The 19,222-nt window shown below is 68.1% G+C and carries 18 protein-coding genes; 13 read left to right on the top strand and 5 right to left on the bottom strand.

All coding sequences use genetic code 11. The features are described 5' to 3' along the window. Positions 1-83 precede the first annotated feature (83 nt). The 5 genes from K9D12_RS08030 to K9D12_RS08010 all read left to right on the top strand — a co-directional run bounded on the left by K9D12_RS08030 (position 84) and on the right by K9D12_RS08010 (position 4,006). Positions 84-899: an alpha/beta fold hydrolase gene (locus K9D12_RS08030; protein WP_223059903.1), complete on the top strand. Its 816-nt coding sequence runs from the start codon at positions 84-86 to the stop codon at positions 897-899. Positions 900-944: 45 nt separating this feature from the next. Continuing rightward, on the top strand, positions 945-1,964 hold the full coding sequence (gene galE, locus K9D12_RS08025; protein ID WP_223059902.1) for a UDP-glucose 4-epimerase GalE: 1,020 nt from the start codon (positions 945-947) through the stop codon (positions 1,962-1,964). Between the two features lie 7 nt (positions 1,965-1,971). After that, complete coding sequence (locus K9D12_RS08020; RefSeq protein ID WP_223059901.1) at positions 1,972-2,574, top strand: bifunctional 2-polyprenyl-6-hydroxyphenol methylase/3-demethylubiquinol 3-O-methyltransferase UbiG; 603 nt, start codon at positions 1,972-1,974, stop codon at positions 2,572-2,574. 132 nt (positions 2,575-2,706) lie between these two features. Then, positions 2,707-3,516 carry a class I SAM-dependent methyltransferase gene (locus K9D12_RS08015; protein ID WP_223059900.1) on the top strand — a complete coding sequence of 270 codons (810 nt, stop codon included), beginning with the start codon at positions 2,707-2,709 and terminating at the stop codon, positions 3,514-3,516. Between the two features lie 37 nt (positions 3,517-3,553). After that, positions 3,554-4,006 carry a GNAT family N-acetyltransferase gene (locus K9D12_RS08010; RefSeq protein ID WP_223059899.1) on the top strand — a complete coding sequence of 151 codons (453 nt, stop codon included), beginning with the start codon at positions 3,554-3,556 and terminating at the stop codon, positions 4,004-4,006. 10 nt (positions 4,007-4,016) lie between these two features. On the opposite strand, the gene K9D12_RS15270 is transcribed toward K9D12_RS08010, so the two are convergent. Both K9D12_RS15270 and argS read right to left on the bottom strand, forming a co-directional pair. Further along, positions 4,017-5,720 (bottom strand): HNH endonuclease signature motif containing protein, encoded by a 1,704-nt coding sequence (locus tag K9D12_RS15270; protein WP_223059898.1) that lies wholly within the window; start codon positions 5,718-5,720, stop codon positions 4,017-4,019. Positions 5,721-5,938: 218 nt separating this feature from the next. Beyond that, positions 5,939-7,726, bottom strand: a complete 1,788-nt coding sequence (gene argS / locus K9D12_RS08000; protein WP_223059897.1) for an arginine--tRNA ligase — start codon at positions 7,724-7,726, stop codon at positions 5,939-5,941. 165 nt (positions 7,727-7,891) lie between these two features. On the opposite strand from argS, the gene K9D12_RS07995 reads away from it, so the two are divergent. The 8 genes from K9D12_RS07995 (at position 7,892) to K9D12_RS07960 (ending at position 16,793) form a co-directional block, all read left to right on the top strand. Further along, positions 7,892-8,623, top strand: coding sequence for a hypothetical protein (locus K9D12_RS07995; RefSeq protein ID WP_047310640.1), 732 nt, complete (start codon positions 7,892-7,894; stop codon positions 8,621-8,623). A 7-nt stretch (positions 8,624-8,630) separates the two neighbouring features. Further along, positions 8,631-9,467 carry a hypothetical protein gene (locus K9D12_RS07990; RefSeq protein WP_223059896.1) on the top strand — a complete coding sequence of 279 codons (837 nt, stop codon included), beginning with the start codon at positions 8,631-8,633 and terminating at the stop codon, positions 9,465-9,467. A gap of 89 nt (positions 9,468-9,556) precedes the next feature. Further along, positions 9,557-10,375: a hypothetical protein gene (locus K9D12_RS07985; protein ID WP_223059895.1), complete on the top strand. Its 819-nt coding sequence runs from the start codon at positions 9,557-9,559 to the stop codon at positions 10,373-10,375. Positions 10,376-10,475: 100 nt separating this feature from the next. Beyond that, positions 10,476-11,216, top strand: a complete 741-nt coding sequence (locus K9D12_RS07980; RefSeq protein WP_223059894.1) for a hypothetical protein — start codon at positions 10,476-10,478, stop codon at positions 11,214-11,216. 114 nt (positions 11,217-11,330) lie between these two features. Further along, positions 11,331-12,839 (top strand): cytochrome ubiquinol oxidase subunit I, encoded by a 1,509-nt coding sequence (locus tag K9D12_RS07975; protein ID WP_223059893.1) that lies wholly within the window; start codon positions 11,331-11,333, stop codon positions 12,837-12,839. Positions 12,840-12,854: 15 nt separating this feature from the next. Continuing rightward, the gene (gene cydB / locus K9D12_RS07970; RefSeq protein WP_223059892.1) at positions 12,855-13,970 is read left to right on the top strand and encodes a cytochrome d ubiquinol oxidase subunit II; all 1,116 of its coding nucleotides are present in this window, start codon (positions 12,855-12,857) and stop codon (positions 13,968-13,970) included. A 170-nt stretch (positions 13,971-14,140) separates the two neighbouring features. Further along, positions 14,141-14,980, top strand: a complete 840-nt coding sequence (locus K9D12_RS07965; RefSeq protein ID WP_047310646.1) for a hypothetical protein — start codon at positions 14,141-14,143, stop codon at positions 14,978-14,980. 151 nt (positions 14,981-15,131) lie between these two features. After that, a complete protein-coding gene (locus K9D12_RS07960) occupies positions 15,132-16,793 on the top strand; it encodes a dihydroxyacetone kinase family protein (protein WP_129666431.1) in 1,662 nt (553 codons plus the stop codon). Between the two features lie 63 nt (positions 16,794-16,856). Here the strand turns inward: K9D12_RS07960 and K9D12_RS07955 are convergent, their stop codons facing one another. The 3 genes from K9D12_RS07955 to K9D12_RS07945 all read right to left on the bottom strand — a co-directional run bounded on the left by K9D12_RS07955 (position 16,857) and on the right by K9D12_RS07945 (position 19,198). Next, positions 16,857-17,480 (bottom strand): hypothetical protein, encoded by a 624-nt coding sequence (locus K9D12_RS07955; protein ID WP_047310648.1) that lies wholly within the window; start codon positions 17,478-17,480, stop codon positions 16,857-16,859. Positions 17,481-17,948: 468 nt separating this feature from the next. Further along, the gene (locus K9D12_RS07950) at positions 17,949-18,632 is read right to left on the bottom strand and encodes a type 1 glutamine amidotransferase domain-containing protein (protein ID WP_047310650.1); all 684 of its coding nucleotides are present in this window, start codon (positions 18,630-18,632) and stop codon (positions 17,949-17,951) included. Between the two features lie 107 nt (positions 18,633-18,739). After that, positions 18,740-19,198, bottom strand: coding sequence for a hypothetical protein (locus tag K9D12_RS07945; RefSeq protein WP_187036279.1), 459 nt, complete (start codon positions 19,196-19,198; stop codon positions 18,740-18,742). Between the last annotated feature and the right edge of the window lie 24 nt (positions 19,199-19,222).

Here is a 19,222-nt window from a genome sequence, read left to right as displayed (position 1 = left end):
CGACTTCTCACCTTCTCGGGCAGGGTTCCGAGTCGCCCGTCCGACTAGCGACCGGCGATTCACCCCGTGAGGAAGGAGTGCCCGTGACCGAGTTGAAGCGCCCTGGTGCGGCCCTCCACTTCATCGAGTCCGGCCCGCGGAACGCCCCCGTGGTCGTGCTGGGGCACGGGTTGTTCTTCACGGGGTCTCTCTTCCACCATCAACTCGACGCACTCGAACAGCAGTTCCGTTGTGTGAGTTTCGACTGGCGCGGGCACGGGCTGACGTCGGCCCGCGGCCCGTTCGCGATGAACGACCTCGTCGACGACCTCGAGGCGCTTCTTTCGACGATCAACCGGCCAGTGCACTACGTCGGGCACGGCTTGGGCGGTTCGGCGGCCTTGCCGCTCGCGGCCCGGCGCGGTGAACTCTTCCGTTCCCTCACCTTGCTCGGGGCGTCGGCGAACGCGGAGGATCCCGACGACGCGTACTGGTACCTGCGCCTGGCCAATCGCTATCGGCGCCTCGGCGGGTGGGCGGTTCGCCCGAAACTCAGGCAGGCGCTCTTCTGCGAGACGAGCCTGCGCAGCGGGCAGGTGCGGCGAGAGGTCGACCACTGGGCCGAGGAGTTCGGGCAGCCGTCGCGAGCCGAGTTGCGCCACGCGATCCGCGCGTTCGCGAACCGCCGCGGCACACAGCCAGAGGCCCACAGCCTCCGAGTTCCGACACAGCTCATCGTCGGCGAGGACGACGCCGTCAATCCGCCGTATCGCAGCAGGCGGCTCGAGGAGCTCATTTCGGGCGCCGAGGTGCACACGGTCGAAGGCGCCGGACACGCGGTACCGCTCGAATCGCCGCAGACGGTGACTCATCTGGTGCGCTCGTTCGTCGAACGCGTGGAGCACCTCCCCCGCCTCTGACGCCGCCTCCCCCGACCTGTCACGTCGGGGCCGTATCCTGGCGGCATGCGCGTTCTCGTCACCGGCGGTGCCGGTTTCATCGGCTCCCACACCGTGCTCGCCCTGCTCGAGGCGGGCCACGAACCCGTCATCGGCGACAACTTCGCGAACTCGAGCCCCAAGGTGCTTGAGCGCTTGGAGCAGATCGCCGGGCAGCCGGTGACGTGTCACGAGGTCGACCTCACCGACGTCGCAGCCACGGACGCCCTCGTCGCGGACGTGAAGCCCGACGCGGTCATCCACTTCGCCGGCTACAAAGCCGTCGGCGAGAGCGTCGAAAAGCCGCTCATGTACTACACGAACAACCTCGACTCGACGTTCGCGGTGCTCGCGGCGATGACCGAACACGGCGTGGAGAAGTTCGTGTTCTCGTCGTCGGCGACGGTGTACGGCCCGGATGCGCCGCTGCCGTACCACGAGGAGTACGAGCCGCTTCGGGCGACGAACCCGTACGGCTGGACGAAGGCGATGATCGAGCAGATCGTCACGGACGTCGCGGCCGCGAGCCCCGGTTTCAAGGCGGCGCTCCTGCGTTACTTCAACCCCATCGGCGCGCACGAGAGCGGGCTCATCGGTGAGGACCCGAGCGGCATCCCGAACAACCTCATGCCGTACATCGCGCAGGTGGCCGTGGGGCGGCGCGAGAAGCTGGGCGTCTTCGGTGACGACTACGACACGAAGGACGGCACGGGTGAGCGCGACTACATCCACGTCGTCGACCTCGCGGCCGGGCACGTTGCGGCGCTCGCCCACCTCGACGCGATGAGCGAGTCGGCGCGCGCCTTCAACCTCGGCACCGGGCAGGGCACGAGCGTTTTCGAGCTGCTCCACGCGTTCGAGCGGGCGTGCGGCAAGGAGTTGCCGTACGAGGTGGGTCCGCGGCGTGCGGGCGATCTGCCGGTGACGTACGCCGACCCGACGCGCGCGCGTGAGGAGCTCGGCTGGAAGGCCGAGAAGACGATCGACGACATGTGCGTCGACACGTGGCGTTGGCAGTCGGCCAACCCGAACGGGTTCGGCGGCTGAAGCGCCGATGACGAGTTGGGCGCGCACGATCGCGGACGACCCGAACCACTCGACCTGGTACGTCGAGCGGATGCGTGGGCTGGCAGCCGACGGTGAGGATCTCGCGGGCGAGGCGCGCTTCGTCGCGGCGCTCGTCGGGCCCGGTTCGCGGGTGCTCGACGCCGGGTGCGGGCCGGGACGCGTCAGCGGCGCGATGAAGGCGCTGGGGCTCTCGCCCGTCGGCGTGGACCTCGACCCTGTGCTGCTCGACGCGGCGCGCGAGGACTGGCCGGACATCCGCTTCGAGCAGTGCGACCTGGGCGCGGTGCCGGCGGGGTTCTTCGAGAGCCTGGGAGCGCCGTTCGACGCTGCCGTGTGTGCGGGCAACGTGTTGCCGTTCATGGAGGACGGCGCGCAGGCGCGGGCGCTTGCCGCGTTGTTCGCGGCCGTGCGCGACGGCGGGCGTCTGGCCGTCGGGTTCGGCACCGAGCGCGGCTATGTGCTCGAACAGTTCCTCGCGGACGCCGAACGCGCCGGCTGGCGCCGTGACGCCGTCTTCGCGACGTGGGAGCTGCACGCGCGCGACAACGCGTCAGACTTCGTGGTGGCCGTGTTCACGCGGGTCGGGTAGCGCTCGAGCACTGCCTGCCCCGCCCGTCAGCGCCGGGCGCGCAACGCGTGACGGTTGAACGTGCCATCTCACACTGCGAGAATTGAATCTCGCAATGTGTCGCAGTGCGCGATTTCCAGACACTCTTGACCCATGAGTGGCGATGCCTCCACCGTCTACACGCACGGCCACAGCGAACCGGTCCTGCGTTCACATTCGTGGCGCACCGTGGAGAACTCGGCGGCGTACCTGGCGCCGCACCTCACCCCCGGGGCACGCCTGCTCGACGTCGGGGCCGGACCGGGCACGATCAGCATCGACTTCGCGCGGCGCGTGAAGCACGTGACCGTCACCGAGATCAGCGACGACGCGCTGAGCCACTCCCGCCAGGCCGCCTCGACGGCGGGCGTGACGAACATGAGCTTCGCGGTGGAGGATGTGCTCGACCTGTCCTTCCCGGACGACTCGTTCGACGTCGTCCACGCGCATCAGGTGCTGCAGCACGTCGCCGACCCCGCCGTCTCACTGCGCGAGATGGCCCGTGTGACGCGTCCTGGTGGTGTGGTGGCCGTCCGTGATGCCGACTACGGCGCGATGACCTGGTGGCCGGAGTCGGCGGACATGCAGCGGTGGCGCGAGCTGTACTCGGCGGCCGCACGGGCCAACAGGGGTGAACCCGACGCCGGGCGGCGCCTGTTCGCCTGGGCCCACGCAGCGGGGTTGGTCGACGCCACAGCATCGAGTTCCACGTGGACCTATGCTGCATCCGACGAACGCCTGTGGTGGGCCGAGCTGTGGGCCGATCGCGTCACCCACACCTTCTTGGCCGAACAGCTCGTGGCCGACGGTTCGGCCGCCCGCCCCGAACTGGAGGACATCGCGACGGCATGGCGCAGGTGGGGTGAACATCCTGACGGCTGGTTCTGCGTGCCGCACGGCGAGATCCTCTGGCGCAAGCCCTGAGGCCGGGCGCTGGTGGTGGGCGGTGCACGGTCCCGGGATGGGCATGCCTGAGGTGACGATCAACCCGGTGGGTACGGATGCCGAGGATCAGTTGACGTTGCGATACGAGTGGTCCGGCGTCCCCACCGGGGACAGGGAGTTCGAGCGACACTTCCGCGCGTGTTGGCAGACGGAACGGCACCGACGACGTGCTTTCGTCGCACATGCGGCGGACGGGCGTCCGGTGGGGATGGCTAATGCCCTGATCTACACGAGGGTGCCGAGCCCTGGACGTCCGACGGCTCGGTGGCTTTACGCGGCCAACGTCTTCGTGACACCGACCTTTCGCCGCCGCGGTGTTGCCGCCTCCTTGATGGCCGAGGTCATCGACGCCGCCCGCGCCGAGGGGATGGTGCGCATCGTGCTCGCCCCGTCGGAGATGTCGATACCGCTGTACCGTTCGCTCGGGTTTCGTGTGGCCGACGATCTCATGCGTCTGGATCTCGAGTGAGCCCCGTTCGTCAGGCGATGAGCGCGTAGCCCTCACGAGAGGTGATCTCGTAGGCCGTGGTGTCGGCCGGGTCGGTGCGGTACCAGGTGCCGGTCGGGGAGTTCCAGACGCACACGCCGTCTGATCGCATGACCACCGCCCAGCCGCCGAACGTCTTCGCACGGTGATGGTGACGGCACAGCAGTTGCAGGTTCTCGCCCGACGTTGCACCGCCGTCGGCGTACGGCACGACGTGGTCGGCATCGCAGAACTCGCCCGGGCGCATGCAACCGGGGAAGCGGCAGTGCTCGTCACGCTGCTCGACGAACCGGCGCGTGGTGATCGACGGGCGGTAGGTGAATCGCGACGTCCACCGCGTCACGCCGCGCTTCTCGTCGACGAGTGCGACTGTGAAGGCGGAACCGACCGTCCCTGCGAGGCGCTCCACGCAGGCCGCCGACACAACACCGACGCCGGGCACGTGCAGGTCGGCGACTCGCGTGATCGAGCGCGGGGCGGTTGCGGCGCGTCGCTGACCTGCCGTTCCTATCCCGACGCCATCACCAACCTGCCCTGCGGCAAGTGGCGCGACGCCGTCCTCGGCTTCCCGGTAGAGCGCGCCCCACGGGGCCTGCCCAGCGGCGGGCCGCGCAACGCCACGGCCCGAGCCACCCTGTGCAGAACAGCCTCGACTGCGATCGATCGCACCGAACGGAACGGGCATGCCGCTCCCCTGACCGGCGAAGGGCATGCTTGTGCCTGGGGTGGTGCCGTCCTCGAAACAGCGCACGGGCACGGTGAGCCGCACGATGGGGTCGAATCTCACGGAGCCGAGGAGCAGGTCGACGAAGGCATCGACCCGCGCCCGGTTCATCCGGTACCGCGTCGCGCCGCCGTGCAGACGCTCGTGTTCCTGCGCCAGCTGGCGCGCACGCGCATCGATGGCGGCCTGGACCTGCCACGCCTGGTCGGCGTCCATGACAACGGTCATCTGCGTGAGCCTGGGCTGATCGGGATGCTCGCGGAACGAGACCTCGACGAGCGCCTCCGACGCGTCCTCATCCGCCGGCGCCGACAGCCCGAGCGAGGCAAGGAGCCGCCGCACACGACGCTTCACCGCCGCCGAACCGCCCAACAGCGCCCGGCCGGACACGAGCATCCCCTCGACGCTCTCCCGCTCGGCCAGCGCGAGGTGTTCGAGTTCGCGAAGCACCGTCTCGCAAGTCGTCATGCGCATCTCGCCCGCGCCGGCCATGACGAACATGCGAGGCAACGAGGCTCGCACGGCATCACCCGCTTCAGCCCACGCCTCCGCCGTACCGACACGGACTCCGAGCCGGGCCGCCAGATCGTCGGCAGCGAACTCGCCGGGCACGAACTGACGCGGGTCGCTCTCCCACTGGTCGACCTCGAGAACGTCGTGTCGCGTGACGACGCGAGCGTGGGCCGCCGCGAAGGCGTGCATCGTGGCGTCGGCGCTGCGCGAGACGTACGCGGCCGTGACGGTGAGCTCTTCGAGGGCGCGTCGCTCGGCGTCGAGTTGGGCGAGTTCCTCATCAACGGTTACCGCGTCCACCGCGAGCGCCGACGGCTCACCCCAGTCGATCGTCGGACGCGATGCGACCTCGAAGAGTTCGACGCCCACCGCGTGCCACGCCTCGACCCGCGCTTCGAGAGGCAGCGCACGAACGGCGGCCAGCACCTCGGCCACGTCGTCATGCTGTGTTGTCTCCACGCCTCATTTTATCGAACTTATGTTCGATTATCGAGCGAAAAGTCCGCCCAAATTTACCGGAGAGAAGCGGTCAGACACCGCCGCCAGCAGCTGACGCAGTTCGGTGCACCCGACGCACTCTGAGCCTGCTCAAACCGCATCAGCTGCACCGAAGTGCGTCAGCTGCACCGAAGTGCGTCAGCTGCACCAAGGCCCCCAACGCAAACGCCGCTGGGGCGTCACATCTTCTCGGGCGTCTCGATGCCGAGGAGGCCGAGGCCGTCGCTGAGCACCTGCAGCGTCAGGGCGCACAGGGCGAGGCGCGAGTCGCGCACGGCGTCGTCGTCGGCCTTGAGCACCGGGCACTTCTCGTAGAAGGCCGTGAACGCCGTCGCGAGTTCGAAGAGGTACGCGGCGAGCCGGTGCGGTTCGAGCGTCTCGCCGACGAGCGCGACGGCGGTGCCGTAGTCGAGCAGCTTCAGCGCGAGCGCGCGCTCGGCGTCCTCACCGATCGTGATGGCGGACGCAGGCGTCGCACCCGCGTCGGCGGCCTTGGCGAGGATCGAGCGGATACGCGTGGCGGCGTACTGCAGGTACGGGCCCGTGTTGCCGGTGAGCGCGAGCATGCGGTCGAAGTCGAACGTGTACTCGCTGTCGTGGGAGACCGACAGGTCCGAGTACTTCACCGCGCCGATGCCGACCTGGCGCGCGACGACGGCGCGCTCGGCGTCCGTCATGTCGGCCTTCGACTCCGCGACGACCTTCTCGGCGCGCTCGATGGCCTCGTCGAGCAGCTCCATGAGCCGCACCGAGTCACCCGAACGCGTCTTGAGCATCTTGCCGTCCGCGCCGAGCACCGAACCGATCTGCACGTGGATCGGCGTCGACTCCGGCCGGATGTAGCCCGCCTTGTCCGCCGCCGACCACGTCATGCGGAAGTGCAGGTTCTGCGGCGCGCCGACGACGTAGACGAGCCGGTCGCCAAGCAGATCCTGCGAGCGGTGCCGGACGGTGGCGAGGTCGGTCGTCGCGTAGCCGTAGCCGCCGTCGCTCTTGCGGATGATGAGCGGCACGGGAGCGTCGTCACGGCCGGTGAACTCGTCCTGGAAGATGCACAGCGCGCCGTCGGAGATCCGCGCGATACCGCGCGACTCGAGGTCCTCACAGATGCCCGCGAGTTCGTCGTTGTACGTCGACTCGCCCGCGAGGTCGGCGTCCGTCAGCGTCACGCCGAGCGTCGAGTACACCCGGTTGAAGTACGCCTTGGAGCGGTCCATGAGCTTGTTCCAGTGCGCCAGCGTCTCGGGGTCGCCGCCCTGCAGCAGCGTCACTCGCTTGCGGGCCCGCATGTTGAAGTCGCCCTTCGAGCCGGCCGGCTCGGCCTTCTCGGCGGTGTCGAACTTGACGCGCGCAGCCTGGTAGAAGGCGTTGGGGTCGGTCTCGAGGAGCTCCGCCTCGGGGCTGTTCTCGCCGACCTCGAGCAAGTGCTCGATGAGCATGCCGAACGGCGTGCCCCAGTCGCCGACGTGGTTCTGGCGCACGACGGTGTGCCCGAGGCGCGCGAGCACGCGCGCGAGCGAGTCACCGACGACCGTCGTGCGCAGGTGGCCGACGTGCATCTCCTTCGCGACGTTCGGCGAGGAGTAGTCGAGCGGAATGACCTCGAGCTTGCTCGGGGGCAGGACGCCGAGGGTGCCGTCGGCCAGGATCGTGGAGGCCTGCGCGGCCACCCAGTCCGTCGACAGCGTGATGTTAAGGAAGCCCGGGCCGGCGATCTCGACGTCCGAGATGAGCTGCATTGCAGCGGAGTCCGCCTTGAGCGCCTCGACGATGGCCGTCGCCACCTCGCGCGGGTTCTTGCCCACCTTCTTGGCGAGCGCCATCGCCGCGTTGACCTGGACGTCGGCGCTCGTCTGCTTCTTGTTGGCAGGTCGGATGACAGGGTCCGCGTCTCGCCACTCCTCGCCGAACGACGTGGCGATGGCGTTCTGAACGAAACCGGTCAACGAAGCGATGGGATCTGCCATACGTCAAGGTTAGAGCGGCGGCGCAAATCAGTTCTGCTGCGTCGCACGGCCCCGCCGGCCCACTGCGTGAGAACTCGGGCGGAACCTCAGCGAGGGCGGCGGCGTCGGACTCCCCGAGTCTGTAAGACTGACGACGAAGAATTGCACCCCACGGGAGGAAACACCATGAAGCTCCGCAGCACGGCTGCCGCCGTCGCGATCGCCGCCACCGCCACGATGGGCCTGGCGGCCTGCGGCGGCGAAGAAGCCCCCAAGGCCAAGGACGCCTGGAACGCCTCCCAGGAGTCGGCCGGCAAGTACAAGAGCATGGAGGTCAAGGCCTCGGGCAAGAGCAACGGCAAGCCGGCGAGCTTCACGATCAAGGGTGACGTCGACGGCGACCCGCAGACGCTCTCGGGCGAGATGGAGGGCGGCAAGATGGAGGCCGTCATCGTGGGCAGCAAGTCCTACATCAAGGCCGACTCCGCCTACTGGAAGTCCGCGATGGGCAACAGCGGCGCCTCGAGCGCGATGACGTCGATGATGGCCGACAAGTGGGTCGAGTCCCCCGAGAGCAACAGCGAGGACGCGAGCGACACGCTCAAGGACCTCGTCAAGGAGCTCAAGGACGACAACAACGCGTCCAACAAGAAGCTGCTGTCGGACAAGGCCACCGTCACCGACGAGAAGGTCGACGGCAAGGACGCGTGGAAGATCGAGAGCGAGGACAAGAAGGTCAAGGCCTGGGTCTCGAAGGAGGACTCGCGCGACGTCCTCAAGGTCGAGGGCTGGGAGGCCAAGACCTCGTCCTCCTCCAACGACGAGATGACGACCGTCAACTTCCTCTCGCACGACAAGGACTACGGCATCAAGGCGCCGAGCGGCGCCAAGAAGATGACCGACCTCATCAAGGGCTGACGCTCCGATGACGACGACGGCGCCGCTGCGTCCCCTCAGCGTGGCCTCGGCCGTCTCCGCGCTTCTCGCGGTGACGCTTTCGGGGTGCACGATGGGCTCGGACGCGGCGGCGCCGTCGCGTTCGGGCGCGGCGACGCCGGCGTCGTCCTCGAGTTCGTCCAGCTCATCGAGCACGACACTGCCCTCCGCCACGGCTGCGTGGAGCAAGACGCAGGACCGCATCGACGCCTACACCTCGCTGCGGGTCGACGGTCGTGACGCGATGGACGAGGAGTCGCCGCGGGCGATCATCACCGGAGACCTCGACACCGACCCGAGCGACATCGTTTTCACGAGCGACGAGATCGGCAACTTCACGTTGCGGCGCATCGGCTCCGACATCTACCTCAAGGGCGACGACGCCTACTGGAAGGCCGTCGCGAAGGACGACCCCACGCTCCCGGACGCGTCGTCGTTCGCCGACCGCTGGGTCAAGGCACCTGCGTCGACCTGGGACGACAACGATCTCGACGACATGTCGATCAAGCCGATCTTCGACGCGATGACCGACGACAGCGACCCGAAGTGGAAGACGCTCGCCTCCGACGACGCCGAGCTCACCCGAGACACGGTCGACGGGGTGGAGGCGTACAAGATCACCGGCGCCGACGGTGACACCGTCGTCTGGGCGAGCGCCGACGGCAAGTACAACCTGCTCAAGATTGAGGACGCCTCACCCGGTGAGGACGAGTTCGCCCTGGCCTCCTTCTCGCGCTGGAACGAGAAGTTCGAGGTCACCGCCCCCAAGGGCGCGCTCGACCTGGGCTCGGCCGACCCCGAATCAGGCACCGAGAAGACGACCTGACGCTCTGGTGGCGCGCCGAACCCGCGTGCCATGATGAGCGCGCAGTCGAGCGCTCGCTCCGATTGACGACCCCTCGAAGACGAACCTCCATGACAACCACCCCTCGCGCTCGCTACGTGCAGGCTCTCGTCAGCGCGCCGCTCGCCCTCGCCGTTCTCGGTGGATGCAGCGTCGCCGGCAAGAGCGTCGCGCCGGCGAAGACCACCTCGAACTCGAGCACCACGTCGACCACCCCGGCCGCCGCACCGAGCACGGACAATCTGCCGAGCACCGACAACCTGCCGACCGCGTCCGTCCTCTTCTCGCGAGCCCAGGACGTGCTCGTCCGGACGAAGACTCTCACCATCCGCACGACGATCACCGTGCCCGGCGGCGAAATGTCCGCCACGACGAGACGGGGCCGAATCATCGGTACGCCCCAAGCACTGACCTACACGCAACTCGACCACGGCACAGAAGAACTGCGCCTCATCGGCGCGACGCTCTACGTCAAGGGAGATGCGACGTACTGGGGCGAGTACGCCACCGACTACGCGAACCGTTGGACGCGTTCGCCCGACGACGAATGGACACGCACCGCCATCGAGGACATGGCAATCGTGCCTCACGTCGACGAACTCCTCGAGGAGGACAGCGAGATCGTCCAGGCGCTCACCGGCAAGGCCGCCTCGGTCACCATGGAGACACTGGACGGGCAGCGGATGTACTGCGTGGAGAACGAAAACGGTGTGCTGAGGGCCTGGATCGATCCCAAGAGCAATCAGATCCGCAAGGTCGAGGGGTACGGGACCGACGGCGATGGCACCGGCATCGACGAGCTCTCCAGTTACGACGGTGACTACTCCGACATCGTGGCCCCGAAGACCACCCTGACGCGTCCGCCCGTCGAAGCCTCCTCCACGACCTGATCCCACCCACCCGACACGCCGGGCACTTTGGGCGCGCCACGCGCGTTTGGCACAGTGGCTCACCGCCGAGCCTCCCCGACGCGATACGGAGTCACCCCTCATGACGCTGCGCACCACGGCTGCCGCCACGCTGACGACGGGCGCCGCCCTCCTCGCCCTGAGCGCCTGCGGCGGAACCCCGAGCGCCGCTGACCTCACGAAGGACGCCAAGTCCTCGTCGACGTCCGCCAAGTCGACCTCCGTCGACATCGTCGGCTCCGTCAACGGCACGCGCACGACGTTCAGCGCCTACGGCGCGACGAATGGCTCCAACCAGAAGCAGATCCAGACGCAGGGCAAGGCCTCCTCCGAGGGGCTCGTCATCGGCAAGCAGGCCTACCTCAAGGCCAACACCGACTTCTGGCAGCAGATCGGCGCCAACGCCACCGACGCGAAGAAGCTCAACGGCAAGTGGTGGAAGGGCGCGGCCAACGATCCCGCCTCCAACCCGGCGCTCGACGTCAAGCAGATGCTCACCGAGTTCTTCGACTCCGAGGACGGTAAGAAGCTCGCGTCAAAGGACGCCAAGGTCACCGAGACGAAGACTGCGGGCAAGGACACGTACACCGTCAGCGCCTCCGACGCGAAGGACGCGGTCAAGCTCGTCGTCACCCGTGACGACAAGCCGCAGGTCGTCAAGATCGAGAACTACAGCTCCAAGCTGACGAACACGAAGGCGAGCTACACGTTCTCGAAGTGGAACTCCGTCGAGACGTACAAGGCCCCCTCGGGAGCGAAGCCGATCACGTCCGTGCTGGGCGGCCAGTCCGGTTCCGGCGCATCGGGTTCCGCGGGCAAGTGAGGCCCGTGACACATCCCACCCGCAAGTGAGGACCTAGGTCCTCTGGAGATCGGAAACTCCTGAGTAGCCTTTCTTGTGAAAGTCTTCACAAGTCTCGTCGAGGGGTCACAACCGATGGATGTCCTGGAACTGGCGCGGTGGCAGTTCGCCATCACGACCGTTTACCACTTCCTGTTCGTGCCGATCACGATCGGCCTTTCGGCCCTGGTCGCCGGCTACCACACCGCCTGGCTGCGCACGAACAACACCCAGTACCTGCGCCTCGCCAAGTTCCTCGGCAAGTTGTTCACCATCAACTTCGCCCTGGGCCTCGTCACCGGCATCGTGCAGGAGTTCCAGTTCGGCATGAACTGGAGCGACTACTCGCGCTTCGTCGGTGACATCTTCGGTGCGCCCCTGGCCATCGAAGCGCTCCTCGCCTTCTTCCTCGAGTCGACGTTCCTCGGCCTGTGGATCTTCGGTTGGGGCCGCCTGCCGCGCGCTCTGCACGCGGCCTGCATCTGGATCGTGCACATCGGCACGCTGCTGTCGGCGTACTTCATCCTCGCCGCCAACTCGTTCATGCAGAACCCGGTGGGCTACCGCTTCAACCCGGAGACCCAGCGCGCCGAGCTCGTCGACTTCGGCGCCGTGCTGCTCAACAAGGTGCAGCTCGTCACCTTCCCCCACGTCGCGTTCAGCTCGTACATGGTCGGCGGCGCCGTCGCCATGGGCGTCATGCTCTGGAACCTGCGCAAGCGCACCCTCGAGGCCCGCGCGGCCGCTGACGCCGTCGAGACGGGCGGCGCGACGAAGGTCGCCCCCACCGCCGACGACCTCACGATGTACCGCAAGGCCTCGCGCGTCGGCGCCATCGTCATGCTCGTCGCGAGCCTCGGCGTCGTCGTCACCGGAGACCTCCAGGGCAAGGTGATGACCGAGGTGCAGCCGATGAAGATGGCCGCCGCGGAAGCCCTCTACGACACGTACGAGAAGGACGCCCCGTTCTCGATCTTCACCGTCGGCACCCGCGACGGCAAGGAGGAGAAGTTCGCCGTCACCGTGCCGAACCTGCTCAGCTTCCTCGCCACGGGCGACTTCCACGGCAAGGTCGAGGGCGTCAACGACCTCGAACCGGAACTGCAGAAGAAGTTCAACGAGGGCAAGCTCACCTCCGCGGACAGCTACACGCCCAACATGATGTGGTCGTACTGGAGCTTCCGCTGGATGATGGGCTGGGGCGGCATCTGCATGGCCATCGGCGTGTGGGTCCTGTGGATCACCCGTAAGGGTCGCAACCCCGTCAACCGCTGGATGGGCCCCGCCGCCCTCGTCGGCGCCCTGTCCCCCGTCTTCGCCATGAGCATCGGTTGGATCTTCACCGAGATCGGCCGCCAGCCGTGGGTCGTCTACGGCGTCATGACGACGAAGCAGGGCGTCAGCCCGAGCGTCTCCGCCGGCGAGGTGCTCACCTCGATGATCGTCTACACGCTCCTCTACGGAGCACTCGCCGTGGTCGAGGTGAAGCTCTTCATGGACTACATGAGGAAGGGCGCCGAACCCGTCGCCGACGACGGGGAAGACCTGCCCGGTGGGCACTCCGACGGTTCGAAGAACGACGACGAACTCTCGTTCGCGTACTGACAGGGAAGTTGAACGATGGAACTCACCACTTTCTGGTTCATCATCATCGGCGTCCTGTGGACGGGCTACTTCGTCCTCGAGGGCTTCGACTTCGGCGTCGGCATGCTCCTGCCGGTGCTCGGCAAGGGCAAGGCTGACTCGACGACTGACGCTGCTGCAGGTCAGGCCGGGGAGGTGACGGACCCCGTCACCGACCACATCGGCGAGAACGAGAAGCGCCGCCGCGTGCTGCTCAACACGATCGGCCCGGTGTGGGACGGCAACGAGGTGTGGCTGCTCACCGCCGGTGGCGCGACGTTCGCGGCGTTCCCGAACTGGTACGCGACGCTGTTCTCCGCGGCCTATCTGCCGCTGCTCATCATCCTCGTCGGCCTCATCGTGCGGAACATGGGCTTCGAGTACCGCCACAAGCGCGACTCGGTGGCGTGGCGCAAGGGCTGGGACACGGCAATCATCGTCGGCTCGTTCATCCCCGCGATCCTGTGGGGTGTCGCCCTGACGAACATGGTGCGCGGCCTGCCGATCAACGCCGACATGGAGTTCACCGGCAACCTCTTCACGCTGCTCAACCCGCTGTCGCTGCTCGGCGGTGTCGTGACGATGCTCGTGTTCATGACGCACGGCTGCTTCTTCGTCGCGCTCAAGACGGACGGCGCCATCCGCCACGACGCCCGTGCGCTCGCGACGAAGACGGGGCTTGCCGCTGCCGTGCTCGCCGTCGTGCTGCTCGTGTGGCTCGGCATCGAGGTCGGAACTGTGACCTCGTGGGTGACGTCGGTGCTCGTGGCTCTGTTCTTCCTCGCGGCTCTCGCGTTCAACCTGCGCGGCAAGGAGGGCGCAGCCTTCGCGGGCACGTTCGTGGCCATCGCGCTGTTCGTGCTGACGTATTTCGTCATGCTGTTCCCGAACGTCATGCCGAGCACGACGAACGCGGCCTGGTCGCTCACCACGGAGAACGCGTCGAGCTCGCACCACACGCTCGTCATCATGACGTGGGTGGCGCTCATCTTCACGCCGCTCGTGGTGCTCTACCAGAGCTGGACGTACTGGGTCTTCCGCAAGCGCATCACGACCAAGCACATTCCAGAGGCCGTCGACCCGAGCAGGCCCGACCCGATCAAGGTGCACTGAGGCTCGCCCGGTCGCACGAGGACGCCGCCGCCCGATTCGGGCGGCGGCGTTCTGATGTTCCCTGCTGGTTGCGCTGCGAAGTCGAACTGAGCGGCATCTCGAAACGGCGCACTCGGGCGCCCTCCTCCTGACAAGCTGACGCCATAGAACAGCCGGGCAACGGAGGAAAGATGACAACCAACGTCGAAGAGATCGTCGCGGCGATACGCGGTGGAAAGGGCCTGCCGTGGTCTGACGAGAAGGTCTACGAGCAGAAGGAACACTTCTTCCCTGCTACCTGGCGCGCCAAGTGGCCCGAAGGGACGCCCCTCGCGCCGTACCTGCGTTCTGCCGAGGCGGGTTCACCGGCACGGCGAGACGTGACCCGCCGCGAGATCTTCAACGCCGCCGAGAAGGTTGCAACGCCCGAGGACGCACTGGATCTCTACGTGCTCATGTGCGGCTGGGGCGCCGGTTTCCAAGGTCTGACTAGTTACCGCTGCCAGCGGCCCCTTTCCGACCCGGGGATCACGACCAAGCTGTTCGACTCCTACCAGGCCATTCGCGGCGGCGCCGACCCTGTCGACGTCTACCGCGACCTCCAGTCCGGTGGCTTCAAGATCAAGTACTTCGGCCCGGCGTTCTTCACGAAGTGGATCTACTTCCTCGGGTACGAGCTGCCTGACACAACCCACCCGAAGCCGCTGATTCTCGACTCCCGCGTTGCCACCACCCTGGGGTGGAAGTCGTGGGGGTGGACCCCCGAGGAGTACAGACAATACCTCTGCCTCGCGGCCGAAGTCGCGGAGCGTCTCGGCGTCGAGCCGCACGTCGTCGAACACGCCCTCTACGCCCTGCGTGGTGACGTCGTTATCGACGAGCCCGAGGCGGGACTGCGCTCCATCGTGGTCAACGGTGTGCCCGAGGAGGTGCGCACCCAGCTCGAACGGCAGGCAGCGGCGCATGGGCGGACCTTCGAAGACTACGTTCTGAAGGTACTCATCGACGCAACCGAACAGCCGTCGCGGTAACGCTCTGCGAGAGCAGCCGCACGCCGTCGGCAAACTCGCCACCCGCGAGGGCGCCAAAAGTGTGAAGGGGATGGTGTCCGGGCCTTGGCCCCGGCCCACCGCACAGGCATCCGCCCAACCGTTCGGGCCCCGTCCGTGCTTGCATGGACGTATGAAGAAACTCATCAACGACGCGGACGCCGTGGTTCGGGAATCGCTTGAGGGACGCGTGCTGCTTCAGCCGAACGTCAGCCTGCTCGGCTCGAGCCAGACGGTCGTTCGCACCGACCGGGTCGTGAACGATGACAACCGCGCGACGGTGCCGGTGGCGTTGATCTCCGGCGGCGGCGCGGGTCACGAGCCGGCGCACGCCGGATACGTGGCACACGGCATGCTGACGGCCGCCGTCAGTGGCGGCGTGTTCGCCTCGCCCAGCGTCGACGCGGTGCTCGACGCCATCCGCGCCGTCACCGGTGACGCCGGCTGCCTGTTGATCGTCAAGAGCTATACCGGCGACCGCCTCAACTTCGGAATGGCCGCCGAACTCGCCCGCCATGACGGCCTCGACGTCGAAATGGTCGTCGTCGGAGACGACGTGGCGCTCAGCGACGACGACACACACGCAGGACGGCGCGGTCTCGCGGGTACCGTCCTCGTCCACAAGGTAGCGGGAGCCGCTGCGGAATCCGGGAGCACACTGCGAGAGGTGCACGACGTGGCCACACGGGTGACCGGACACCTCGGCACCATGGGCGTCGCCCTCGCCCCCTGCACCACCCCCGGCGCGGACGCACCGAGCTTTGAACTCGGTGACGACGAGATCGAGCTCGGCCTCGGCATCCACGGTGAACCCGGCGTCGAGCGCACGCGCCTCACCAGCGCCGATGACATCGCACAGACGCTCGTCGGGCGGATCCTCGACGACCGCGAGATCGTCGACGGTGACCGCGTCGTCGCCCTCGTCGGCACCGCCGGCGCCACCCCGCCGAGCGAACTCGACATCGTCGCGCGGGGTGCGCACACCGCCCTGACGAATCGGGGCGTCGTCGTCGAGCGTCTCTGGGCCGGCCCGGTACTCACCTCCCTCGACATGTCCGGTGCGCACGTGTCACTCCTGCCCGTTGACGACGGTCTTCTCGACCTGCTCGACATACCCACCGCGTCGCCCGCGTGGCCGGGGTTCCCGGACGCTCGGCGCCCGGCCCTCAGCGTCGTGACGACCCCTGAATCCGCCGACCGCGCTGGGGGCCCGAAGGGCGAGGCCGACCCGTTCGTGCGCCAGGTCATCGACGCTGCCTGCGAGCGCCTTCTGCGCGCACGCACCGAACTCGACGCGGCCGACCAGCACGTCGGCGACGGCGACCTCGGATCGGCGCTCGCTCGCGGCGCCCGGGCCTGGCTCGACGACCCCGGCGAAGGCGACGCGGCCTTGTTGCTCCAGGAACTCTCCGCGCGATGCCGACGGGCGATCGGCGGCACGTCGGGCCCGCTGTACGGGATGCTTCTTCTGCGCGCCGCGCAGGCACTCGCGGACGGTGCGTCGTGGGGTGACGCTTTGCGTGCTGGCGTCACGGGCGTCCGGGAACTCGGCGGCGCCCAGCCCGGTGACGGCACGATGGTCGACGCCCTGGAGCCTGCCGCGGACGCGGCCGATTCGGGCATCGACGCCGTCGTGACGGCTGCTCGGGAGGGTGCCGCCCGAACTTCGGACGCCGTCGCCACCAAGGGGCGCGCCAGCTATCTCGGTGAGCGCGCGAAGGGGTACGAAGACCCGGGCGCCACTGCCGTCGTCATGTGGCTGGAGGCCGTGCGAGAAGCAATGTCACAGCAGTGACACGCGGTTCTTTCGTCTGAGCACGGTCGCGGAGCGTCCGCTCGCGCCGGCGCTGTTCACCGACTACCGCGGCACCTCGACGAACGTCGTCACGCGGGTGACGGCGGGGCGGCGCGGGGTGGAACTGAACCCGAAGTTCGGCTCGGGCGCGACGTCGGCCAGCGCTCCCACCGGCTCGCCCGCCCACGTGCCCTCGATGTGCTCGACGGCATGCAGATCCTGGGCGAGATAGTGCTCGCGCCGCCCGTTGCCCGCCGTACCCGAGGTGCGCACGCCCGTCATCACCCGGCGCGCCACGGGGTCGATGAGGCGGGCCGTGAGCGGGTGGACGAGCGGCCCGCGCACCGGCAGCAACGGCGCAGCCAGGAGCAGTCGCCCTCCCACTGCGAGCGACAGCTGCAGCTCACCTGCCTGGACCACCCAACGCTCACCCCCGTCACGAACCGAGCGATCCACCACGACATCGACGAGCGTCACCCCATCGAACTGGTAGGTGCCCGAGACGTACTCGGCCACCTGCTCGCTCGGGGCCAGCAACTCCCGGCACCCGTCGGGGTGCGCCACCATGACGTCGGCGAACGCACCGAGGGGCGAACGCTCCCACACCCCGACGACGAAGCGCCGCCCGGACGTCGAGCCTGCGCCCGCGATGTAGCCGTCGAAGCGGTCGCGTCGGTACGTCGTCATGCCGTTCCTCCCTCAGCGAGAGCCGTGGCGCCTTCGCGCTCACGCGCCGAGCGACCCTCCCGGTCTCGCTCGAGCCATCCCATCACGGATGTCACGGCGATGCCGTGCACGACGACGCAAGTCGACGCTGCTCAAGCTGCCCGCCGGCGCTCGTCGGCCGACGTCCGGGCGCATCGAGGTGCCGAGCACACACCTCGTCTCGCAGCGGGGTTGCTCACGACACGCCTGTCCATCAGCGCGAGCCCGGCTCTCTTCTGCGCGCTCACCTCGCTGGTCGTCCTCGTCGCGAGAATCCCCCTGATGCGCGGGGCAGCGGACTGAGCCCGTTCATCTCGCACGACGAGGCGCCACGCCACGTGAGAGCCGAGCCCAATCGGCCGTCCGCCGGCCGCCCGTGAACACCGAAGGCGCCTGGACCCCACGGGGATCCAGGCGCCTTCGGCATGTTCGCGCGTCGCGCAGCCAGGCTCAGCTCAGGCGCTCGAGCAGCTTCTTGGCGAGCGCCTCGGACGATGCCGGGTTCTGACCCGTCAGCAGGTCACCGTCGACGACGGTGAACGGCTGCCAGGCGGGGCCGGTCGAGACGTCAGCGCCGAGTTCGCGCAGCCGGTCCTCCAGCAACCACTTGGCCTTGTCAGCCTTGCCGGCGGCCTTCTCCTCCTCATTCGAGAAGCCGGTGATCTTGCGTCCGGCGACGACGGGCTCGCCCGCCGACGTCCGCGCCGGAAGCAGCGCCGCCGGGCCGTGGCACACGATCGCGACAGGCTTGCTGCCCTCGAGCGCGTCCGCGATGAGCTTGCCGGACGTGGCGTCCTGCGCAAGGTCTTCCATCGGGCCGTGCCCACCCGGGTAGAACACCGCGTCATAGTCGCCGAGGACGACGTCCTCGAGCTTCATGGGGTGCTGCAGGCCGTCGATCGCGTCGAGGTCAGGACGCACGTCCGCGCCGCCGTTCGCGTCGGGGGCGAGGCTGACCTCATCGGCCACCGGCGTCACACCACCGGGCGTGGCAAACGTGACCGAGTGACCTGCCCCGGTGATCAGACGGTAGGGGGTGAGAAGTTCTTCCGCCCAGTATCCCGTCGGGACGCTCGAACCGTCGGCCAGGGTCCAGGAGCGGGCGCCGGTGACGACGAAGAGAACGTTGGACATGTCAATCTCCTTGGTGATTCAGTGCGCAGCAGCGCGTGGCGTTCGCGTCGGGGCGAGTCGGCACTTGTTGTAGGTGAGGCACTTCTCTTGGGTGCGAAGCGGTGAGATCAGCGACGCGAACCGCGTCGGGGGAACCCAGCCGCCGACAGCGCCGCAGCGATGAGGGCGGGCTGGCCGAACAGGCGGACGAGGCGCTTGGTGTCGGTGTCGAGGCCGAATGCGTCGTGCCGCTCGGCGTACTGGCTGATGTTGCCGGGGAAGATCGCGGCGTAGAAGGCGGCGAGCGCCACCCCCACCGCGGCGCGACGCTGCGGCAGGGTGAGCATCGCCGCACCGAGCGCGACCTCGACGACACCGGAGGCGAGGACGACGACGTCCTTGTCCATCGGAAACCAGTCCGGCACCTGCGCCTGGAAGTCCTTGCGGGCAAACGTGAGGTGCGAGACACCGGCGAACGACATGAAGGTTCCGAGGCCGAGACGGGCCACCTCCTGCCCACGGGTCGCCGGCGGGGCCGGCTCGGCAAGTGATCGGACGGATTCGATCAGTCGGGTGAAACGAGTCATGGTTGTTCCCTCCTCGCGTCGCGG

It is taken from the genome of Dermacoccus sp. Tok2021 (assembly GCF_019895135.1).
GTDB lineage: Bacteria > Actinomycetota > Actinomycetes > Actinomycetales > Dermatophilaceae > Dermacoccus > Dermacoccus abyssi.
This window is presented reverse-complemented; position numbering and strand designations above follow the sequence as displayed.